The sequence below is a fragment of the Elusimicrobiota bacterium genome, assembly GCA_016706425.1.
GTDB lineage: Bacteria > Elusimicrobiota > Elusimicrobia > FEN-1173 > FEN-1173 > JADJJR01.
Genome location: JADJJR010000001.1, coordinates 2,436,052 through 2,453,261, shown reverse-complemented (window position 1 = coordinate 2,453,261; position 17,210 = coordinate 2,436,052). Strand labels below are relative to the sequence as shown.

General features: G+C 61.7%; 18 protein-coding genes. 15 read left to right on the top strand and 3 right to left on the bottom strand.

Features of this window, described 5'->3' with window-relative positions:
* Positions 1 to 23: 23 nt before the first annotated feature.
* The 9 genes from IPI56_10160 to IPI56_10120 all read left to right on the top strand — a co-directional run bounded on the left by IPI56_10160 (position 24) and on the right by IPI56_10120 (position 9,587).
* Positions 24 to 1,007, top strand: a complete 984-nt coding sequence (locus IPI56_10160) for a DNA-directed RNA polymerase subunit alpha (protein MBK7546089.1) — start codon at positions 24 to 26, stop codon at positions 1,005 to 1,007.
* Positions 1,004 to 1,354: a 50S ribosomal protein L17 gene (gene rplQ / locus IPI56_10155; GenBank protein ID MBK7546088.1), complete on the top strand. Its 351-nt coding sequence runs from the start codon at positions 1,004 to 1,006 to the stop codon at positions 1,352 to 1,354. The genes IPI56_10160 and rplQ overlap by 4 nt, the downstream gene beginning before the upstream one ends.
* Before the next feature lie 27 nt (positions 1,355 to 1,381).
* Positions 1,382 to 2,401, top strand: coding sequence for a rod shape-determining protein (locus IPI56_10150; protein MBK7546087.1), 1,020 nt, complete (start codon positions 1,382 to 1,384; stop codon positions 2,399 to 2,401).
* A 93-nt stretch (positions 2,402 to 2,494) separates the two neighbouring features.
* Positions 2,495 to 3,313 (top strand): rod shape-determining protein MreC, encoded by an 819-nt coding sequence (locus tag IPI56_10145; GenBank protein ID MBK7546086.1) that lies wholly within the window; start codon positions 2,495 to 2,497, stop codon positions 3,311 to 3,313.
* Positions 3,310 to 3,822 (top strand): rod shape-determining protein MreD, encoded by a 513-nt coding sequence (mreD, locus tag IPI56_10140; GenBank protein MBK7546085.1) that lies wholly within the window; start codon positions 3,310 to 3,312, stop codon positions 3,820 to 3,822. The genes IPI56_10145 and mreD overlap by 4 nt, the downstream gene beginning before the upstream one ends.
* A complete protein-coding gene (gene mrdA, locus IPI56_10135; protein ID MBK7546084.1) occupies positions 3,815 to 5,593 on the top strand; it encodes a penicillin-binding protein 2 in 1,779 nt (592 codons plus the stop codon). The genes mreD and mrdA overlap by 8 nt, the downstream gene beginning before the upstream one ends.
* Positions 5,594 to 5,596: 3 nt before the next feature.
* Complete coding sequence (gene rodA / locus IPI56_10130) at positions 5,597 to 6,967, top strand: rod shape-determining protein RodA (protein MBK7546083.1); 1,371 nt, start codon at positions 5,597 to 5,599, stop codon at positions 6,965 to 6,967.
* Between the two features lie 23 nt (positions 6,968 to 6,990).
* Positions 6,991 to 8,418, top strand: a complete 1,428-nt coding sequence (locus IPI56_10125) for an Rne/Rng family ribonuclease (protein ID MBK7546082.1) — start codon at positions 6,991 to 6,993, stop codon at positions 8,416 to 8,418.
* 47 nt (positions 8,419 to 8,465) lie between these two features.
* A complete protein-coding gene (locus IPI56_10120; GenBank protein MBK7546081.1) occupies positions 8,466 to 9,587 on the top strand; it encodes a DegT/DnrJ/EryC1/StrS family aminotransferase in 1,122 nt (373 codons plus the stop codon).
* Here IPI56_10120 and IPI56_10115 read toward each other — a convergent pair.
* Genes IPI56_10115 through IPI56_10105 form a run of 3 tightly spaced genes read right to left on the bottom strand, consistent with a single transcriptional unit; the run spans position 9,580 to position 12,473 of the window.
* The gene (locus IPI56_10115) at positions 9,580 to 11,718 is read right to left on the bottom strand and encodes a hypothetical protein (GenBank protein ID MBK7546080.1); all 2,139 of its coding nucleotides are present in this window, start codon (positions 11,716 to 11,718) and stop codon (positions 9,580 to 9,582) included. The two genes, IPI56_10120 and IPI56_10115, sit on opposite strands and share 8 nt — an antisense overlap.
* 7 nt (positions 11,719 to 11,725) lie before the next feature.
* Positions 11,726 to 11,941: a hypothetical protein gene (locus tag IPI56_10110; protein MBK7546079.1), complete on the bottom strand. Its 216-nt coding sequence runs from the start codon at positions 11,939 to 11,941 to the stop codon at positions 11,726 to 11,728.
* Positions 11,942 to 11,951: 10 nt separating this feature from the next.
* A complete protein-coding gene (locus IPI56_10105) occupies positions 11,952 to 12,473 on the bottom strand; it encodes a superoxide dismutase family protein (protein ID MBK7546078.1) in 522 nt (173 codons plus the stop codon).
* A gap of 101 nt (positions 12,474 to 12,574) precedes the next feature.
* On the opposite strand from IPI56_10105, the gene IPI56_10100 reads away from it, so the two are divergent.
* The 6 genes from IPI56_10100 to IPI56_10075 all read left to right on the top strand — a co-directional run bounded on the left by IPI56_10100 (position 12,575) and on the right by IPI56_10075 (position 17,124).
* A complete protein-coding gene (locus IPI56_10100; GenBank protein MBK7546077.1) occupies positions 12,575 to 13,027 on the top strand; it encodes a hypothetical protein in 453 nt (150 codons plus the stop codon).
* A gap of 98 nt (positions 13,028 to 13,125) precedes the next feature.
* Positions 13,126 to 15,867: a hypothetical protein gene (locus tag IPI56_10095; GenBank protein ID MBK7546076.1), complete on the top strand. Its 2,742-nt coding sequence runs from the start codon at positions 13,126 to 13,128 to the stop codon at positions 15,865 to 15,867.
* The gene (locus IPI56_10090; protein ID MBK7546075.1) at positions 15,864 to 16,184 is read left to right on the top strand and encodes a hypothetical protein; all 321 of its coding nucleotides are present in this window, start codon (positions 15,864 to 15,866) and stop codon (positions 16,182 to 16,184) included. The genes IPI56_10095 and IPI56_10090 overlap by 4 nt, the downstream gene beginning before the upstream one ends.
* Positions 16,156 to 16,491, top strand: coding sequence for a hypothetical protein (locus IPI56_10085; protein ID MBK7546074.1), 336 nt, complete (start codon positions 16,156 to 16,158; stop codon positions 16,489 to 16,491). The genes IPI56_10090 and IPI56_10085 overlap by 29 nt, the downstream gene beginning before the upstream one ends.
* A 72-nt stretch (positions 16,492 to 16,563) precedes the next feature.
* Positions 16,564 to 16,815 (top strand): hypothetical protein, encoded by a 252-nt coding sequence (locus IPI56_10080; protein MBK7546073.1) that lies wholly within the window; start codon positions 16,564 to 16,566, stop codon positions 16,813 to 16,815.
* A 72-nt stretch (positions 16,816 to 16,887) separates the two neighbouring features.
* Positions 16,888 to 17,124, top strand: a complete 237-nt coding sequence (locus IPI56_10075; protein ID MBK7546072.1) for a hypothetical protein — start codon at positions 16,888 to 16,890, stop codon at positions 17,122 to 17,124.
* Positions 17,125 to 17,210: the final 86 nt, after the last annotated feature.

Here is a 17,210-nt window from a genome sequence, read left to right as displayed (position 1 = left end):
CCTTTTTAGGAGGAAGCCGCTTTATGACGAATCTTGGATTGGTGTTGCCGCAAAAGTTGGAGGCCGAAACGGCCGGGGAGACCCACGGCAAGTTTGTCGCCGAACCCTTTGAACGGGGGTACGGCCAAACGGTGGGGCATTCGCTCAAGCGAATCCTTCTGTCGTCCTTGGAGGGCGCGGCGGTCACCGCCGTCCGCATCAAGGGCGCCCCGCATGAATTCTCAAGCCTGAAAGGCGTTCAGGAAGACGTGATCACCCTGTTGCTGAATCTCCGCCAGCTGCGCTTCCGCCTGCGGACGGCCGGGCCGGAATTGCTCACCCTGAAGAAAAAAGGCGGCGAAGTGAAGGCCAAGCACATCGAAGCGACTTCGTCGGTGGAAGTGTTGAACCCCGACCACATCATCGCCCATTTGGACGCGGGCGCGGAATTGGACGTGGAAATCGAAGTCGGGCGGGGTCGCGGTTTCGTCACCGCCGACCGCTTGAAACGGGACGGCCAACCGGTCAACACCATCCCGGTGGACGCTTTGTTCTCGCCCGTGACCAAGGCCCACTACGAAGTTCAAAACGCCCGCGTGGGGCAGATGACCGACTACGACAAATTGGTCCTGGAAGTTTGGACCGACGGTTCGATCACCCCCCAAGACGCCGTGACCCGCGCCGCGCGCATTCTCAAAAGCACGGTCGGTGTGTTCTTGCCGGCCGAGGAGTCCGTCCCCGCCGAGGCCGGAAACACGGCGGCGGACGCTCCGGAACCGACGGGCAAAATGAAGGATTTGTTGGACCAATCGGTGGACATGATCGAACTGACGGTCCGCGCCTCCAACTGCCTCAAAGCCGCCAAGATCCGCACCATCAACGATCTGGTGTCCAAAACGGAAGAGGAACTCCTGGGCTTCAAGAATTTCGGCAAGAAGTCCCTGGAGGAAATCCAGGAGCGCTTGAAGGAGCACAACCTGTCGCTGGGCATGTTGGCGCCCGCGGCGGCGAGCGAGGCCAAGTCATGAACACCCACGCCGGACGCAAACTGTCCCGCCCCACCGGGGCGCGGATGGCGCTCCTGCGGAGCCTCACGGTGAGCTTGTTCCGCCACGAGGAGATCCGCACGACCGTCGCCAAAGCGAAGGAGTTGTCGCGGTTCGCCGAAGGCGTGTTGGCGCGGGCCAAAAAGAACACCTTGGAAAGCCGCCGCCGCGTGACCGCGGACGTGAACGACGAAGACGTGCGAAAAAAAATCTATGATGTGTTGGTCCCGCGCTACCAGGCCCGGCCCGGCGGTTGCACCCGCATCCACCGGTTGGGCGCGCGGTCCGGCGACAACGCCCCGGTGGCGTTGATCCGCCTCGTTTCTTAACGTCGGAGGACGCGCTTGTTCGACTACATCTTCAGCCTCTTTTCGAACGACATGGGGATTGACCTCGGTACGGCCAACACCCTCGTCTACGTCAAGGGGCAGGGGATCGTGTTGAAAGAACCCTCCGTCGTCGCGATCAACCGGGACACCCGGGAGCCGGTCGCCTTCGGACTCGAAGCCAAGCGCATGCTCGGCAAGACCCCCGCGAACATCATCGCCGTGCGCCCCCTGCGGAACGGGGTCATCGCGGATTTCGATGTCACGCAGGAAATGATCAAATATTTCATACGGAAAGTGCACAACCGCCGCAGCTTGCTCCACCCGCGGGTGGTCATCGGAATTCCGTCCGGGATCACCGAAGTGGAGAGACGGGCCGTGAAGGAAGCCGCGGACCAGGCGGGCGCGCGATTCGTGGAGTTGATTGAGGAACCCAAGGCGGCGGCCATCGGCGCCGAAATGCCCATCTCGGAGCCTTCGGGCAACATGATTGTGGACATCGGCGGCGGCACCACGGAGGTGGCCGTGATTTCCTTGGGGGGGATGGTGGTCTCGAAGTCCTTGGATGTGGCCGGGGACGAAATGGACGAGGCCATCGTGCAATATTTTCGACGGAAGTACAATTTGCTCATCGGCGAGACGACGGCGGAGGATGTCAAGATCAAGATTGGCAGCGCCGTGCCGCAGGTCGAGGAGCGAACCATGGAGGTGAAGGGACGGGACCAAGTCACCGGTTTGCCGAAGACGATCGCGATATCGTCCGAGGAAGTCCGGCAGGCCCTTTCCGAACCTCTGAAACTCATCGTGGACGTGGTCAAGGCGACGCTGGAGGAAACCCCGGCGGAGCTGTCGGCCGACCTGGTGGATCGCGGCATCGTGCTGGCGGGGGGCGGATGCCTCCTGCGCGGCGTGCCGGAGCTCATCTCCAAAGAGACGGAGCTCCCCGTGACCCGGGCCGCCGACCCCTTGACCTGCGTCGTGATGGGTTGCGGCCGCTATCTGGAAGAGCTTGACAACATCAAGCGCTCCCGCGTCCGCCCGTCGTTTTAATCCCGCCTCGTCCGCTCCCTTCCGTCACCGCGAAATCCGGGACCGGCCCGTCCGCTCGACAGGCCCCACCCCGGACGCGAGGGAGAACCCATTTTGTTTGAGCGGCACCGCACCCCGATTCTCTTCGGCACGTACACGTTGGTCTCCGTTTGCCTCCTGGCTTGGTCCGCGGACCGGGTCGTCCAATCCTTAAAGCATTCTTTTTATTATCTTTGGCTTCCGGCCGGGTCCCCCTTGGTGGCCCAAATGGACCAATGGGGTCGGTTCGGGCAACGCTTGGCCCGCCTCCTGCGGGCCGATCAACGCGCGGCGGAATTTGAATCGCGTTGGCTGGACGGCCGCCTCGACACCGTTCGACAAAAAATGGTCGAGGAAGAAAACGACCGCCTGACCCGGTTGCTCGGGTTGCCGCGGTGGCCCCATTACCGCCGGACCACGGCCCGGGTGTGGGCGCGGGAGGCGACGGATTGGTTCCACAGCGTGCTGGTGAAGCCGGCTTCCCCGGTGGGCATGGGGGACGCGGTCGTCACGGTGGTGGGGGGGCGGCCGGTGGTCCTGGGGCAGGTCCGGGAAGTCATGCCGGACGGAAAAGCCCGGGTCGTGTTGTTGACCGACCCGTTCTCGGCGTTGTCCGCCCACGTTGACCGAACGGGGGACCAGGGGTTGGTGGAGGGGCGGGGCGCCAACCGGTTGCTTTTGAACTATTTGTTTTCCGACGCGGACGTTCGCCCCGGGGACGAAATTGTCAGTTCGGGGCTGGGCGGGGTGTTTCCGTCCGGGCTCTTGATCGGGCGTGTCCTGGACGTGTTGGAACCCTCGGGGGGCAGCGCCAAACGCGCGATCCTTTCGCCGGCCGCAAGAATGGGGGCTTTGCGCGAAGTGTTGGTGGTTTCCCCGGAGAACCCGGCGTGAATCGGAACATCCTGTTTGTCGTGACCACGTTGTTGCTGGTTTGGATTTTTCAAACCCTCTTCGTCTTTCTTGTTCCGTCGGCTTTTCCCACGCCCCATTGGTTGTTGCTGGCCACGCTGGCTTTTGGTCTTCGAAACAGCACCCGGCTCGCCATGACGCTGGGCTTCTTCTGGGGTTTGGCCGCGGACGCCTACGGCGCGACGGCGTTCGGAACCCAAGGTTGGCTTTTGATGCTCGCGGGGGCCGCGGCGGGACTCTCGGCCCGGGAACTCAACGCCGACAAATTGATCACCCAAATCACCGTGGCCGCTTTGGGCACCGTTGTCCTCTTCGGCGGCGCGATGGTTCTTCGCGGGTTCTTTTTGCAGACGGTTCCCATGGTGGCCCCGGGCCTCGGTCATCTCGTCATCGGCGTTATTCTCAACGCGTGCGCGGCCCCCGCGGTGTTTTGGGCCCAATCGGTTTGGATTTCGGCGTGGCGCGCGCCCGTGCAGGGCGATCGTGAATAATCGCGAAAACGCGCCCCTGTCCGCGCGCGACGATCGGCGGTTGTTCGTCCTGTCCACCTTGGCGACCGGCGTTTTTGTTTTGCTGGCTCTCCGCCTTTTTTTCCTCCAGGTCGTCCGCGGGCCCGAATTTTCCCGTCGCGCGGAGCGAAACAGCACCCAACTCCTTCCGTTTTTGGCCCCGCGCGGACTCATTTACGCCCAAACCGACGGCAAAGACGACGCGCTGTTGGACAACGCCCCGCGGTTTTCCTTGTTCTACGCCCGGGGCGGGGACACGGTTTTCACCCCGGAGGCCGTTTTGGCGGAGCTGGTTCGGCGGCTTCCCGATCAACGGACCGCCCTCCAACGCAAAATGGCCGAGGCCCAGCGGACGGGAAAAATGACCCGGCTTCTGGCCAACATCCCCCGGGAATCGGCCCTGGCGATCATGGAGCGGCGCGCTTTTCTTCCCGGCGTGAACGTGTTGGCGGAGCCCCAGCGGCGAACGCGCTATGGATCGCTGGCGGCCCATCTCCTGGGTTATGTCAGCGAAGTGGATGACAACGATTTAAAAAGGGATCGCGATCGTTGGCGGTCGGGCCAGTTTATCGGGCGGGGCGGGGTGGAAAAAGTTTACGACGATTTGTTGCGCGGCACCGACGGCGGCCTGCAGTTCGTCACGGACGCCGCGGGGCGGCACATCCAGGTGTTGGGGCGTCTGTCTTCGGTGCCGGGGGCCGATTTGCACTTGACCCTCGACCGTCGACTGCAACAGGTCGCGGAAGCCGGACTGGACGCCTCGCCCTCCGGTCGGGGCGCGGCGGTGGTCCTCGATCCGCGAACCGGGGCGGTGTTGACGCTGGCCAGCCGTCCGGGTTTTGATCCCTCGGAAAGCCTGGCCCGCCATGTCATCGACCCGCGCCAACCGTTTTTCAATCGGGCCTTGCAGGGGGTCTACCCCCCGGGCTCGGTTTTCAAAATTATCACCGCTTTGACGGGCCTCAACGACGCCCGGTGGGACACCCACCGCACTTTTTATTGCAACGGGGTCTATCTTTTGCCCATCACCGGGGGCGTTCGCGAATTTAAATGCTGGAACAAACATCACCGACAGGACTTTTGGGGCGCCGTGGCGTGGTCCTGCAACATCTATTTTTACAACATCGGGTTGACGGCGGGCCCCGAGGCCCTGGCGTCCCGCGCCAAGGCGTTCGGGTTCGGCGAGAAAACCGGCATCGACCTGCCTTCCGAATCGTCGGGGCTCATGCCCGATCGCGAATGGAAGAAACGCGCGCGCCGCGAAGGATGGTTTGACGGCGACACGCTCAACACGGCCATCGGGCAAGGTTTTGTGTTGTCCACGCCGCTGCAGGCGGCGGTGTTCGTGGCCGCCGTGGCCAACGGCGGCACGGTGTGGAAACCCTACTTGGTCCGGGAGGCGCGCGCCACCACGGGCCAAACGCTTTGGCGCGGGAAATCCGAGATAAGACGGACGGTTGAACTGAACAACGCCACCTGGGGCACCCTCCACCGGGCGATGGGCAACGTCGTGTCCCAGGGGTCGGGGCGGGTGATTTATCGCCCGGACCTGGACCTGGGGGCCAAGACCGGGACCGCCCAAAACCCCCACGGCGAAGACCACGCTTGGTTCGCCGCCTACGCGGGGCCCAAAGGGCAACCCGCGGAAATCGCCGTGTTGGTCTTTGTCGAAAACGGCGGTCACGGTTCCGCGGCGGCGGGCCCCATCGCCAAGCGGATCATCGACACCGCTTTTCCCCCGGGGAGGGTTTGATCCGTGGTCGAGATCGTTCCCCGGTTCTTCCGCGTCAACGAGCGCTCCGGCGCGCCGCGCGTCCTCGCCCGGCTCGATTGGAGCTTGCTCGCGGCGGTTTTGACCCTGGCGACCTTCGGGTTTCTTTTTATTTTTTCGGCCACGGCGCACACCGGCGGAGCGTCCGGGTACTTGACGCGACAAGGCCTGGGGATTTTCGTGGGGTTCCTCGCCATGGTGCTCCTGGCGCTCCTGCCCTACCAGGTTTTCCAAACCTACTCCCGGGGCGTGTACGCGACGGGGGCGGTCGTGCTTTTGGTCACCTTGATTTTCGGAACGCGGTTGAGGGGGTCACGGTCCTGGCTCGATTTGGGCCCCGTTTATTTCCAGCCCGTGGAGGTCGTGCGCCTGGCTTTGGCGGCCGCGCTGGCGGCCTACGCGGACAGGCGTTACCGGGAGGTCCGCCAATGGGCGGGGGCCGTGCCCCTGTTGGTGTTGGCGGGGTTTTACTTCGGGTTGATCCTTCTCCAGCCCGATTTGTCGAGCGCCTTGGTGATGGGTCCCATGACCTTGGCGGTCCTGTTTTCCGCGGGGGCGCCCTTGGGTTTTCTGGTGGCCATCGTCGCCTGCGCGGCGATCGCGCTGGGGATCCCGCTCACGGGCACGTATTTTTCCATCGTGGGAGACCGTTGGGCCGACAGCGCGGTCCTGCCGTGGTTGTCCAAGGCGTTTCAACAAACGCGGCCCCTGATGTTCCTGTGGTCGGGCGTGGCGGTGGGGGCGGTCCTCTTTTGGTGGCTGCTCCGAAAGTTGCGGTTCCACGTGACGGGTTTCCACCTCTTCACCGTCCTCGTGGTCCTCGCGGCGGGGGTGGGGGGGTCCTTCGTGGTGGACCGGGCGCTCAAACCCTACCAGCGGAAGCGGCTCATCGCTTTTGTCGATCCCGCGGTGGATCCCTTGGGCGCGGGGTACAACATTTTACAGTCGGAAATCGCCCTGGGGTCCGGGCGTTTCGTCGGCAAGGGGTACATGTCGGGAAGCCAGACCCAGTTGGGCTTCCTGCCCGAAAAACACACGGACTTCATCTTCTCCCACGTGGGGGAAGAGACGGGTTTCCTGGGCGCGTTGTTCGTGCTCACGGTGTTCTTTTGGGTGGCGTGGCGGGCGTTCGACATCGCCTTCACCGCGCGCGACCGTTTCGGCCGGCATTTGGCCGTGGCGCTGGGCACGTTCTTCACCTTTTCGGGGCTCATCAACATCGGCATGGCCATGGGGCTCATGCCGGTGACCGGGGTGCCCCTGCCCTTCCTGTCCTACGGCGGGTCGGGTTTGGTGGGATCTTTTATGGCGGTGGGCCTGTTGTTGTCCATCCATCTTCGACGTTATCTTTTGTAATTCACTGAAAAGGAAATAAAAAAATGAAAAGAGAAATCATCGCGAACGTTTTGCCCGAGGAGACGCGCATCGCCGTGTTGGACAACGGCCGGCTCGCCGAATTCATGATCGAGCGGCCCGCCCTGGGCATGGCCAAGCTGGTCGGCAACATCTACAAAGGCCGGGTGGAAAACGTGCTCCCCGGCATTTCGAGCGCCTTCGTCAACACGGGGTTCGAGAAGAACGCGTACCTGTACGTGACCGACGTGGTCTCCAACGCCAAGGAGCGCCACATCGAAAAAATGATCAAACGCAACGAGGACATCATGGTCCAGGTGGCGAAGGAAGCCATCAGCACCAAGGGCATGAAAGTCACCATGGACATCTCGCTGCCGGGGCGGTACTTGATTTACATGCCGAAGAGCGACCACCTCGGCGTCTCCAAAAACATCGAGGAGCCCGAGGAGCGCGAACGGCTGCGGCGGATCATCGACGAGGAGAACATGGCGGGCGGCATCATCGTGCGCACCGAGGCCGAGGGCGCCGACGAGGGGGAGCTGCGCGCCGAGCTCAAGTACCTCGCGAAACTGTGGGAGGGCATCCAGCGGAAATACGAGAGCGCCCAGTCGGGCACCCTCATCCACCGCGAATTGGGCTTGACGTTCCAGGTCGCGCGCGACCTGCTCACCTCCGACGCGCAGATCTTTCTCGTCGACGACCGCCAAGAATACAAAGAGGTCAAGGATTTCGTCACCGGCCTGGCCCCCGAGCTGGCCGACCGGGTGCAGCATTACACGGGCAAGACGCCGATCTTCCAGGCCTTCGGCGTCGATCGCGAGCTGGCGCACATCCGCCAACAGCGCATCGACCTGCCCTCCGGCGGCTACATCATCATCCAGGAGGCGGAGTCCCTCTGCGCCATCGACGTCAACACGGGGAAATTCATCGGCCACAAATCCCAGGAAGAAACCGTCACGGCCACGAACCTGGAGGCGGCCGAGGAGGTCGCCAAGCAGTTGCGGTTGCGGAACATCGGCGGCATCATCGTCATCGACTTCATCGACATGCGGCGCAAGCGCAACCAGATCAAGGTCGTCGAAGTGCTGGAAGAGGCCACGAAGTACGACCGTGCCAAAATCAAGATCCTGCCCATCACGCGGTTGGGGCTGGTGGAAATGACGCGCGAACGCCGTCGGGAATCCCTTTTGTCGCTTTTGTCGGAGCCCTGCGCCGATTGCGCGGGTTCGGGCAACGTCCTCTCGCGGGAATCCATGTACCTGCGGGTGCAAAAGGAGATCCACGAGCTCACCCAGGGGCGGACCGAGGGGCGCCTGAAGGTGACGTTGGCCCCCGGCGTCGGGGATTTCGTCCGCGAGCGGCAGGACCGGTTGGAAAAAATCATCCACCGGAAGGTGGAAGTCGACATCGACCGCACCCTGGCCTGGGAAGACTACCGCATCGTTTTGGAATAGCGGTTCGTCCCCGTCCCGGCGAGTTTTTCAATGAAAGGATCCCACCCATGAAAGTGCCCTTGTTGGATTTGGCCGCGCAGAACAAACCGTTGCGCGCGGAAATTCTCGCCGCGATGGAGCGGGTGATGGACAGTCAAATGTTCATCCTCGGTCCCGCGGTGGATGCGTTCGAAGCCGCGGCCGCCCGCGCCTGCGGGGTGAAGCACGCGATCGGGGTTTCCTCGGGCACCGACGCGCTCTTGGTGGCGCTCATGGTGTTGGGGGTCGGCCCGGGCGATGAGGTCGTGACCACCCCGTACACGTTTTTCGCCACGGCGGGCGCCATCGCCCGCGTCGGGGCGAAACCGGTGTTTGTGGACATCGATCCCCGCTCCTTTAACATCGACGCGGCCAAAGCGGCCGCCGCGATCACGCCCCGGACCAAGGCCGTCCTGCCGGTGCACCTCTACGGCCAAGCCGCGGACATGGACGCCCTGCGGTCCCTGGCCGAAGCGCGGAAGATTCCCCTGATCGAGGACGCGGCGCAGTCGATCGGCGTGGACCTCGGCGGGGGCCTGGCCGGGAAACAAGCGGGCGCCGCGGGCGCCTTCGGGTGTTTCTCCTTTTTCCCCAGCAAAAACCTGGGCGCTTTCGGCGACGCGGGGCTGGTCACCACCCAGGACGACGCCCTGGCGGAAAAATTGAAGATCTTTCGGGTGCACGGCTCGAAACCCAAGTATTATCACAAGTGGGTGGGGGGGAATTTCCGGATCGACGCCCTGCAGGCGGCGATCCTTTCGGTGAAACTGCCCCATCTGCCCGCCTGGACGAGCGCCCGGCGGGAGAACGCGGCGCGTTATCGGAAGCTGTTCGCCGCGGCGGGATTGGAAAGGAAAGGCGTGGTGTTGCCGCCGGAAGTGCGGCCGCACATCTACAACCAGTTCGTGATCCGGGCCCCGCGCCGCGACGCGCTGATCGAACACCTCAAGTCGAAAGACATCTGGACGGAGGTGTACTATCCCGTGCCGCTGCACCTGCAGGAATGTTTCGCGTACTTGGGCCACCGTCCCGGGGATTTCCCCGAGTCGGAACGGGCCGCCCGGGAAACCCTGGCGTTGCCGATCTATCCCGGCTTGACGGAAGCCCAACAGGCCTACGTGGTTGAAACGATCGCGGGGTTCCTTATTTGAGGCCGCCCTCCCCGGGCGCTTGAAAGGCCAAATCCACCCAGGGAATGGCGCCGGCGGCGGGGGTTTCGCGTCGGGGGACCAAACGGTAAACCAAGGACCAACGGGGCGGCGCCGAAGCCGCGGAGCCGTCCTCGAATAATTTTTCCGTGTAAAACGCCCAAAAGCGCGCGGCCCGCTGGAACTCCTCGGCCGTGAACCCGGCGGGCTGGCCGACCCGGGCCATCTCCGCCGGGTTGACCAACAAATGCGTGAACCCCTCCCCGGCGAGCGTTCGGGCGATTTCCCCCCCGTCGGCGGCCTTTCGCACCACCCACAAAAACCAATCGACATCGAGAGCGCTGGTGACGCGGAACGGGCGTTCCAGCCCGTAACCGCGGGCGTCGCCGATGACCAGCACGCGGGCGTCGGCCGGGGCGTTCCGGTTGATCCAAACCATGGACGGGTGGGCGGGCGCGGCGTACGTCCCGGCGGGGGTGGCCAAAACCCGATCGCGACTTTGCGGTTGGGCCAGATGTTCCCAACCGATGTCCCGGGCCAACCCGTACAACCCGCGGGTGAGCGGCCCCGTCGCCGCGAGCAACAGCCCCAGCGATAACACCCAGCGGGCTCGACGGCCCTCGAGCCGCGACACCCCTTGGCCGAACAGGAACGCCAACAGGGCCAACCCGCCCAGAAAGAACCGCGGCATGCCGGAGAAAGGCCACCACGCCATCCAGGCCGCGCCCAGGCCCAGGAGCCCCAGCCGCCGCGCTTTCGTGTCCCGGACCACAAAAAACAGGAGCGGCAGGCCCATCAAGAAAAGAGGCCCGACGAAATCGAATTCGGACCGACCGGTGAGGGAAATCGTCCAGGGGTGGAGCAACCAGCGGAACGGCAAAAGCCATTGGCCCGAAAACACGTTGTCCCAGGGACGTCCCCAGGCGTCGACGTTCATGGCGCGGGCGTCCAGGGGGAAACCGGCGGGGTTCCACCAGCCCTGAAGGAAAGGGAAGACGGGATTGCCGTAGCCGACGAGGTTTTTAACAACCCAGGGCAAAAAGGCGATCGTCAGGCCCGCCAGGAACCGCGCCATCGATGGGCGCGGCAGCCCGAGTCGCCAAAGCAGAAAAGGGAAAACCAACCCCAAGGGGACGTTGGTGTATTTGATCCCCATGGTCCAGCCGACGAGAAGCCCCGCCGTCAGCCAGACGTGTCGCGCCCGGGGCGCCTCGTCGAGCGCGCGCCCCGCCAGGACCACCGCGGCCAGGGTGTAAAAGGCGGTCGACACATCCACCCCCGCGCGCGGCAGGGCGAAAGCGACCACCGGCGTCGAAAAAAAGACGGCCGACGACAGGGCGCCGCCGAAGCGGTTGCGGGCGCGTTCCCCCGCGCCCCAGAACAGCAAAGCCGCGCCGACGCCGAAACCCCAATGGACAAGGGCGGCCCAACGCGCGTCCCCCAGGGCGAGGGCCCAGGCGAAGAGCGCGTGGGTGTGCATGGGGAAACCCCCGAAAAGAAAAGTGGGGGTGGGGACCCAGCGGTTTTCCAGCAAATACAGCTTCGGCAACGCGAGGTGATAGACCAGCGCGTCGTAGAAGCGCGCCGGCGCGAGGGCGAACAGTCCGGTGATCCCCAGAACCGCGACCGGAAGGGCCCAGAGCAGCAATGTCGGCCCGTCGACGCGGCCGAGGCGAAAGCGGGGGAGTTGCGGCGGGTGTTGTGTCCAATCGAAGGCGACGACCCCCAGGCCGAGGACCGTGATCGCGGCAACGCCCGTCGTGTTCAGGCCACCCGTCGCGCCGAGGCACCACACCCCCGCGCTGAGCAGCCCCGCGCCGATCGCCAGGGACAGGCCGATTGTTTCCGGGAAATTAAAACACAGCGGCCGCCAACGACGAAGGACCGCGCGGCCCAGGCCGACGGTCAACAACCCAAACAACATGAGGCCAACGAGGGCCGGGACGTGGTGAAAGAGGCCCGCGAGCGCCGCGAGGGGCGGCGGGAGAAGGGCCCGGAGGAGGGACACGCGCAACGGCGGTTGGCCTTGGGCGAGGCCGAACGCCACCACGGCCAGAAGGGCCCAAAGCGCGGCCGCGATGGCGCCCGCCCGGAACCGTCGGGCGGCCGACGGCGCGGCCGTCACGCGAAGCAAACCGGGATTATTTTTTTACCAGGGCCGCGCCGCATTTCGGGCATTTCTGCGAGGAGGGGCGGAAGCCGGGTTTTAAGGGCGCGTCGGCCCCGCAGGAGGGGCAGCGGACGAAACCGGCGCCGCCGTGGGACGGAAGGCCTCCGGACCCCGCCGCGGGTTTAAAGTTGTCACGGCTTTTTTGGCCGATGGATTTGATCGGGTTTTGAGCGTTTCGTGCGGGCATGGGGGTTCTCCTATTCTGGAATGACGCCGCAGGCCATGCGCGCGCCACCGCCGCCCAGGGGCATCGGGTGGTCGGCGTGGTTGTCGCCGCCCACGTGGATCATGAGCGAGCGGCCGCGGACGTTTTTCATCCGCAGGCGCGGCGCGAGCACGGGGTTGACGGCGGTGCCGTCGGGATCGACATAAAGCGCGGGCAGGTCGCCCAGGTGGCCGTCGCCCCAGGGTTCGCCGTGGGCCTTGGTGTTCTTGGGATCGTAGTGTCCGCCCGCCGCCAGCGCGGCCACGGTCTTGCCGTCTTTCTGGCCGGGCTCGCAGGAAGGGTTCTCATGGACGTGAAAACCGTGAAGGCCCGTGGGCAAGCCCGCCAGGTTGGGATAAAAGGCCAGGCCGTATTTTGTTTCCACAAGGCGGACGGTCCCCAGCGATTCGCCGGCGCCGGTCGGCGTGGCGGCGCGCATTTCCACCTCGAGACCTTGGGCGGAAACCACGCAGGCCGCGAAAATCGGAATAAAGCAATACAACAGCTTTTTCATGGGGGGACTCCTTATATATGGGCCAACGGGGGCATTATACCTTTCGGGAACTTTCATCGGGGGGTGGTGTCATGGAAGCGTAGGACAGACCCGGAGGATTTATGAAAAAGATTTTGCTGTTGGCGTTTTGGGTGGGGGCGAGCGGGGCGGGCGCGTCGGCGCGGGTGCCGGCGCCGGTGCTGGACGGACGGTGGATCGTGGACGCGCGCGTGGTGGAACTGAACGAGCGCGGCGAGGCGCGGTTGGATGTGATTGAAAACATCAAGGGCGCGGGCGCGCCGACGTGGCTGCGCGGCGTGTGGAGCGCGCCAGCGGGGGCGTTCGTTTCGCCGCGGCGGGCGGGCCTGCGGGAAGGCGGGCGCTACATTTTCTTTTTGAACGGGGACCGGATGACCACCGTGCAGCCCTTGTACTTCACGGTGGGGCGGTCGTACATCGACCAGGAGTTCGTGGTGTTCCCGCGCAACAGCTACAACCGCATCGCCAAAGGCGAATTCAAAAAGCTGATCGGCCGCACCGTGGACGACGCCGAACGCGCGGCCGCCGGGCTCTGACCCGCCCGCCACCCCAAAAACCACCATTCAACGGCTTGACTTCCGACGGAAACGGGTTTAAAATAGCCTTGTTTTCCAATACTTTTGAAGGATTCCCCATGCGCCGGGTTTCTTCGCGCGACTTCCCGCTCGGCTCCGCGTTCCATAAGGTTTTAGCAGGCGTCCTTAGCCTGGCCATCGTCCTTGGCCCGGCCTCCGCCGTCGCCTACGACGACGAGCGGTACACCTACACCCCGCCCCGCGTCCAGGACTATCAAAACCAGTACCGCCCGCAAAACAACTTTTCGCCGTCCTTCCAGCTGGACCGGCAGATCAACAACATGAACTCTGTTTTGACGTTCAAGCAGAACGTCGGGTTCACCGCCCCGAAAATCGACCTCAAAACCGATCAGATCCCCCGTGACACGTTTAAACCCAAGATCCTCTTCCAATTGGCCATGGCCAACCCGATTAAGGCCCCTGTCCAGGATGCAAAGCCGCTCCAACCTATAACGATAGGCAAGCCGGGGTTCTTCGGGGCCGTTCAATCCATTTTCAAAGGCATCGGAGCGGGGTTTCAAAAGGTCGGCCAAGCGATCGGCAACGTCATTCAGCGGGTGTTCACCCGCTCGGAGAAGCCGGGGGCTGTTTCTCCCCAACAAAAAGAGATCCTGGCCCAGCACCCCAACCTCCAACCCACGGGGCCGAATGCGTTTGTTTCCGTGGGCAAGGCCACCGTGGCCTTTGGGAAAGTTTGGGAGCCGGGCTCCACCTTCACCGCCAAGGACGGGAACCTGCGGCTGAACCAAGGCGTCACCATGGAATCCAGCTTTGGGGGGATCAAAGACAAGAACGGGGGGCTGCTCCCCGTCAGCATGGCGAACGTAGACGGGGCGATCACCCCCGTGGGTTTGGACTTCGACCGGATGCGGGCGGGCACCGCTTTGATTGTCTCCCAGCCGACGCGGGTGGACGGGCTCGGCACGATCCGTCCGGGGGAAATGACCTACCAAGGCCCGGTCAAAGGCGCGGCCAACACGACCATCGGCGGCCGGTTCAACTTTCAAGGGGTGAAAGTGGATCTGGATCAGGACGCCGCCCGGCAGTTCGGCGTGGATCCGACCGTCACCCTCAAACAAGCCACCTTCGCCCTGCAGGCGGGGTTGATGCGGCTCAACAGCGCCCTCCTGGAACAGGGGGACAAACGGATCTTCATCCAAGAGTCCAAACCGCCGTTGGACATAAAACAGTTAACCGCCCAGACGAGCGCCATCGGCAAACAGGCCGAGGCCAACACCAACCAACTGGGGCGGCTGTCGCAGAGCGTGGAGAACCGAAGTCTAACGTCCAGCGTTCTCTTTAACAACTTGGCCCAACAAACGGGGTTGGAGGAGCGGATCGCTTTCAGCTTTTCGAACGAATACGCGGCTTTGAAAAAAGAGGCGAAGGCCGCCGCGCAACAGCTGGCCCAGACGCAGGCGGCGCTCACGGGCGAAGACTATAACCGGATAAACCCGGAGGAGATCGCGCGGTTGGGGGAGAAAGTTAATTCCCTGTCCACGCAGATCACGGCGCTCGAAGAACAAGCCCAACCGATAACGGATTTCCAAAGGGCCTTGTCCGGCATGGCGGCGGGTTTGAAAGATTTATCCCTCCGGGGGGCGGATGTGCGCACCATGCAGGGGGCGGAGAAAATCACCGATAACGAGCTCAACCGCCGCACGGCCCTTTATTTCCCGGAGGAGAAAGCGAAGATCAAGGAACAGGCCGACGCCGCCGTCAACTCCCTGCGGTCGATGGTTATGGCCGGGCAGATGTCCGCCGATCAAGCGGCGATAATGACCCTCGAGCTGTTGACCATGCGGGACAACGCCTACGCCGCCAAGCCCAACAACGTGCTGGTCCAAGCCATCAACGCAAGTTTCAACGCGGGGGCGGGGTTGGTCAACCGCGCCGTTGACGTCATGTATTTCGACCAATTGAACGCCCTGGCGGAGATGTTCCCCAAAACGGGCGAGGCCGTCGGCACCTACATGCTGGTCAGTTTCAAGGGGGCGAAGACGGTTTCCCAGGTGGTCGGCGTGGGCGGGCTGGTTTATTTCGGCGTAACCGCCGCCGTGAGCACCGGGGCGATGCTCGCCACGGCCTACGGCGTGGCCAAAGTGGCGGAGAAGTTCGGCGTGGACGAGGCCCCGGCACAGCTTCTAGGTTTCTTGGCAAGCATAGGTGTTGGTTCCTTTAAACCCATCCAAAAACATTTTCAGAAGGCGGATCTTAAGTTTCAAGAATACCTGATTAATAAATCCAGTCCCCTCGCCGAGAAAGTAAGGGGGTTCCTTGTAGCCACACCCAAGCCGGCCGGGACAAAGCAAATCCCTCTGCAAGATTTTAAACAGGTGTTGTTAGAATCGAATGCAGTTAAGTCTCCGAGTTACAAATGGCAGTTCGATGCTATGAACGCTGGCCCATTGCCTGAGGGGGTCGCTAAAACATTTTGGGGCGGAAAATATTCCGAAGGGGTGGTTCCACCGGGAATGCAATTGAAATTGTGGAAGGGGGGAACCGCCGCTAATCCAGGTGGGAGTTTCTATTCGTTTGAAGTCCCCAAAAGTCGTAGTCTTGTGAGGATTGATTCGGCTGTTAAAGCTCAGTGGGTTGATAATAGAGGTGTTTTGCTGGCGGAATCCCCCGTCGATAGTGCGATTTCTCTGACACTAAAACCCGGGGAAAAATTCTATTTCGGTCCAACGAGCAACCAAAGCGGTGTTTATATGGGAGGGATTGATAGGATCCAAGTTTTTGTGCCCTCGGCCAGGAGCAAGATGATTTCTGAATTTAAAGTGGAGCACCCTCTGCCATGAAACGAGAATTGAATAAAATTCTAGACGATTTAATTATCGAGCTCGAAAAGATGGTCACGATGTTGCGGAGAGATACTTCCGCTTCATGGACGAGAGGCTTTGAAGGATTCCTGGCGGAGGCGCTTGACCTAAAAAAAGCCGGATATCCTGGGGATGGTGTCCGGGGGTTGTGTGGCTCTGTGCGTTCTGTTTACGGTGGGATGGGTTCTTTTAATGACTACTTCCCACAAGGGGGTGTTTCTGGAGAGGAATTTGAAAGGGTAAGTACGCGGATTTATGAATTGGCAAATGAAATTCGGGTTATCAGCTCGTATTAAAGAACACACCGACCCGGTTAAATTAACCAAGTCGCCCCTTGCCATGACATTTAAAAACGTTGATGAATTAAAAGAGTTTCTACTTCAACTATCCAAGCAACCGGGGATCGATAGAAGTTTGTCGTCCGCGCTTATCGCCTCAGCTAAAGCTTTTGTGACTTCTTCTTCGGAGTATTTGATGGGCGCTGGAGATGTTCTTTCCAAGCTTCTTTCAAAAGAAAATAAAAACCTTCCGGCCGACCTCGTAACAGAAATTAAATCGGCAATCGGCGAGATTGATAAAGCCTTTCGAATAGCCAATGGTTAGGAATTAAATTAGATTTATAAAAACTTTTCACTACACCAACAACATCTGCTCACAGATCTAGAGGAAAGTGAAATGAAAAGGACTTGGCGGAACGATATTGAATTAGTGGAAGGAAAAGAGTATCGCCTGCGTAAGGACTTCAAGACGCAGACCGACAGTTTCGTAAAGGGTGAGGTCTTGGTGTTCACAGGAAGTGATTACAGTCGTTACCATTCAAGCACAGCTTTTCGATTTGACAACAAAACCACAGGTGAGGGGAAATCCTGGTTTTTGACTGACGACGAGACGGACAACAGCACAGAATTCTTCGAATTGGTTTCTTGAGGACCTGTTGCTCTCTTCAGCGCCCCCAAGGTTTAATGGGGAGCAGCATATATCGCTGATCCCGAGGCAGTAATGGAACATGAAACCGTTTATTCGAACTCGGAAATGATGTATTCCGTTTTAAAGGACAAAAAGAGTGACAAGCACTTTCTCGAAGTTGTTTACGGTACCATTGGCATGTATGAAGTAATGATTCCATTGACGAAGGAAGAGGTGGCGGACTTCAAAATAGACCCTTCGCGCATTCATCGACCGGTGAAAGCTGTCATCGATAACCCTTCCGCAATTCAAAACGAGAGGGGGGCCTGATTGTCTATTGGTGGCATCGAACCGGAAGAAACCATGGATTTTATCGAAGAAGGATTAAAATATTGAAAAGCAATTGTGGAGGCGAG

Coding starts and splice junctions, on each gene's coding strand:
- IPI56_10160 (MBK7546089.1), top strand. CDS start 24: ATGACGAATCTTGGATTGGTGTTGCCGCAAAAGTTGGAGGCCGAAACG.
- rplQ (MBK7546088.1), top strand. CDS start 1,004: ATGAACACCCACGCCGGACGCAAACTGTCCCGCCCCACCGGGGCGCGG.
- IPI56_10125 (MBK7546082.1), top strand. CDS start 6,991: ATGAAAAGAGAAATCATCGCGAACGTTTTGCCCGAGGAGACGCGCATC.
- IPI56_10120 (MBK7546081.1), top strand. CDS start 8,466: ATGAAAGTGCCCTTGTTGGATTTGGCCGCGCAGAACAAACCGTTGCGC.
- IPI56_10110 (MBK7546079.1), bottom strand. CDS start 11,941: ATGCCCGCACGAAACGCTCAAAACCCGATCAAATCCATCGGCCAAAAA.
- IPI56_10105 (MBK7546078.1), bottom strand. CDS start 12,473: ATGAAAAAGCTGTTGTATTGCTTTATTCCGATTTTCGCGGCCTGCGTG.
- IPI56_10100 (MBK7546077.1), top strand. CDS start 12,575: ATGAAAAAGATTTTGCTGTTGGCGTTTTGGGTGGGGGCGAGCGGGGCG.
- IPI56_10095 (MBK7546076.1), top strand. CDS start 13,126: ATGCGCCGGGTTTCTTCGCGCGACTTCCCGCTCGGCTCCGCGTTCCAT.
- IPI56_10090 (MBK7546075.1), top strand. CDS start 15,864: ATGAAACGAGAATTGAATAAAATTCTAGACGATTTAATTATCGAGCTC.
- IPI56_10085 (MBK7546074.1), top strand. CDS start 16,156: ATGAAATTCGGGTTATCAGCTCGTATTAAAGAACACACCGACCCGGTT.
- IPI56_10080 (MBK7546073.1), top strand. CDS start 16,564: ATGAAAAGGACTTGGCGGAACGATATTGAATTAGTGGAAGGAAAAGAG.
- IPI56_10075 (MBK7546072.1), top strand. CDS start 16,888: ATGGAACATGAAACCGTTTATTCGAACTCGGAAATGATGTATTCCGTT.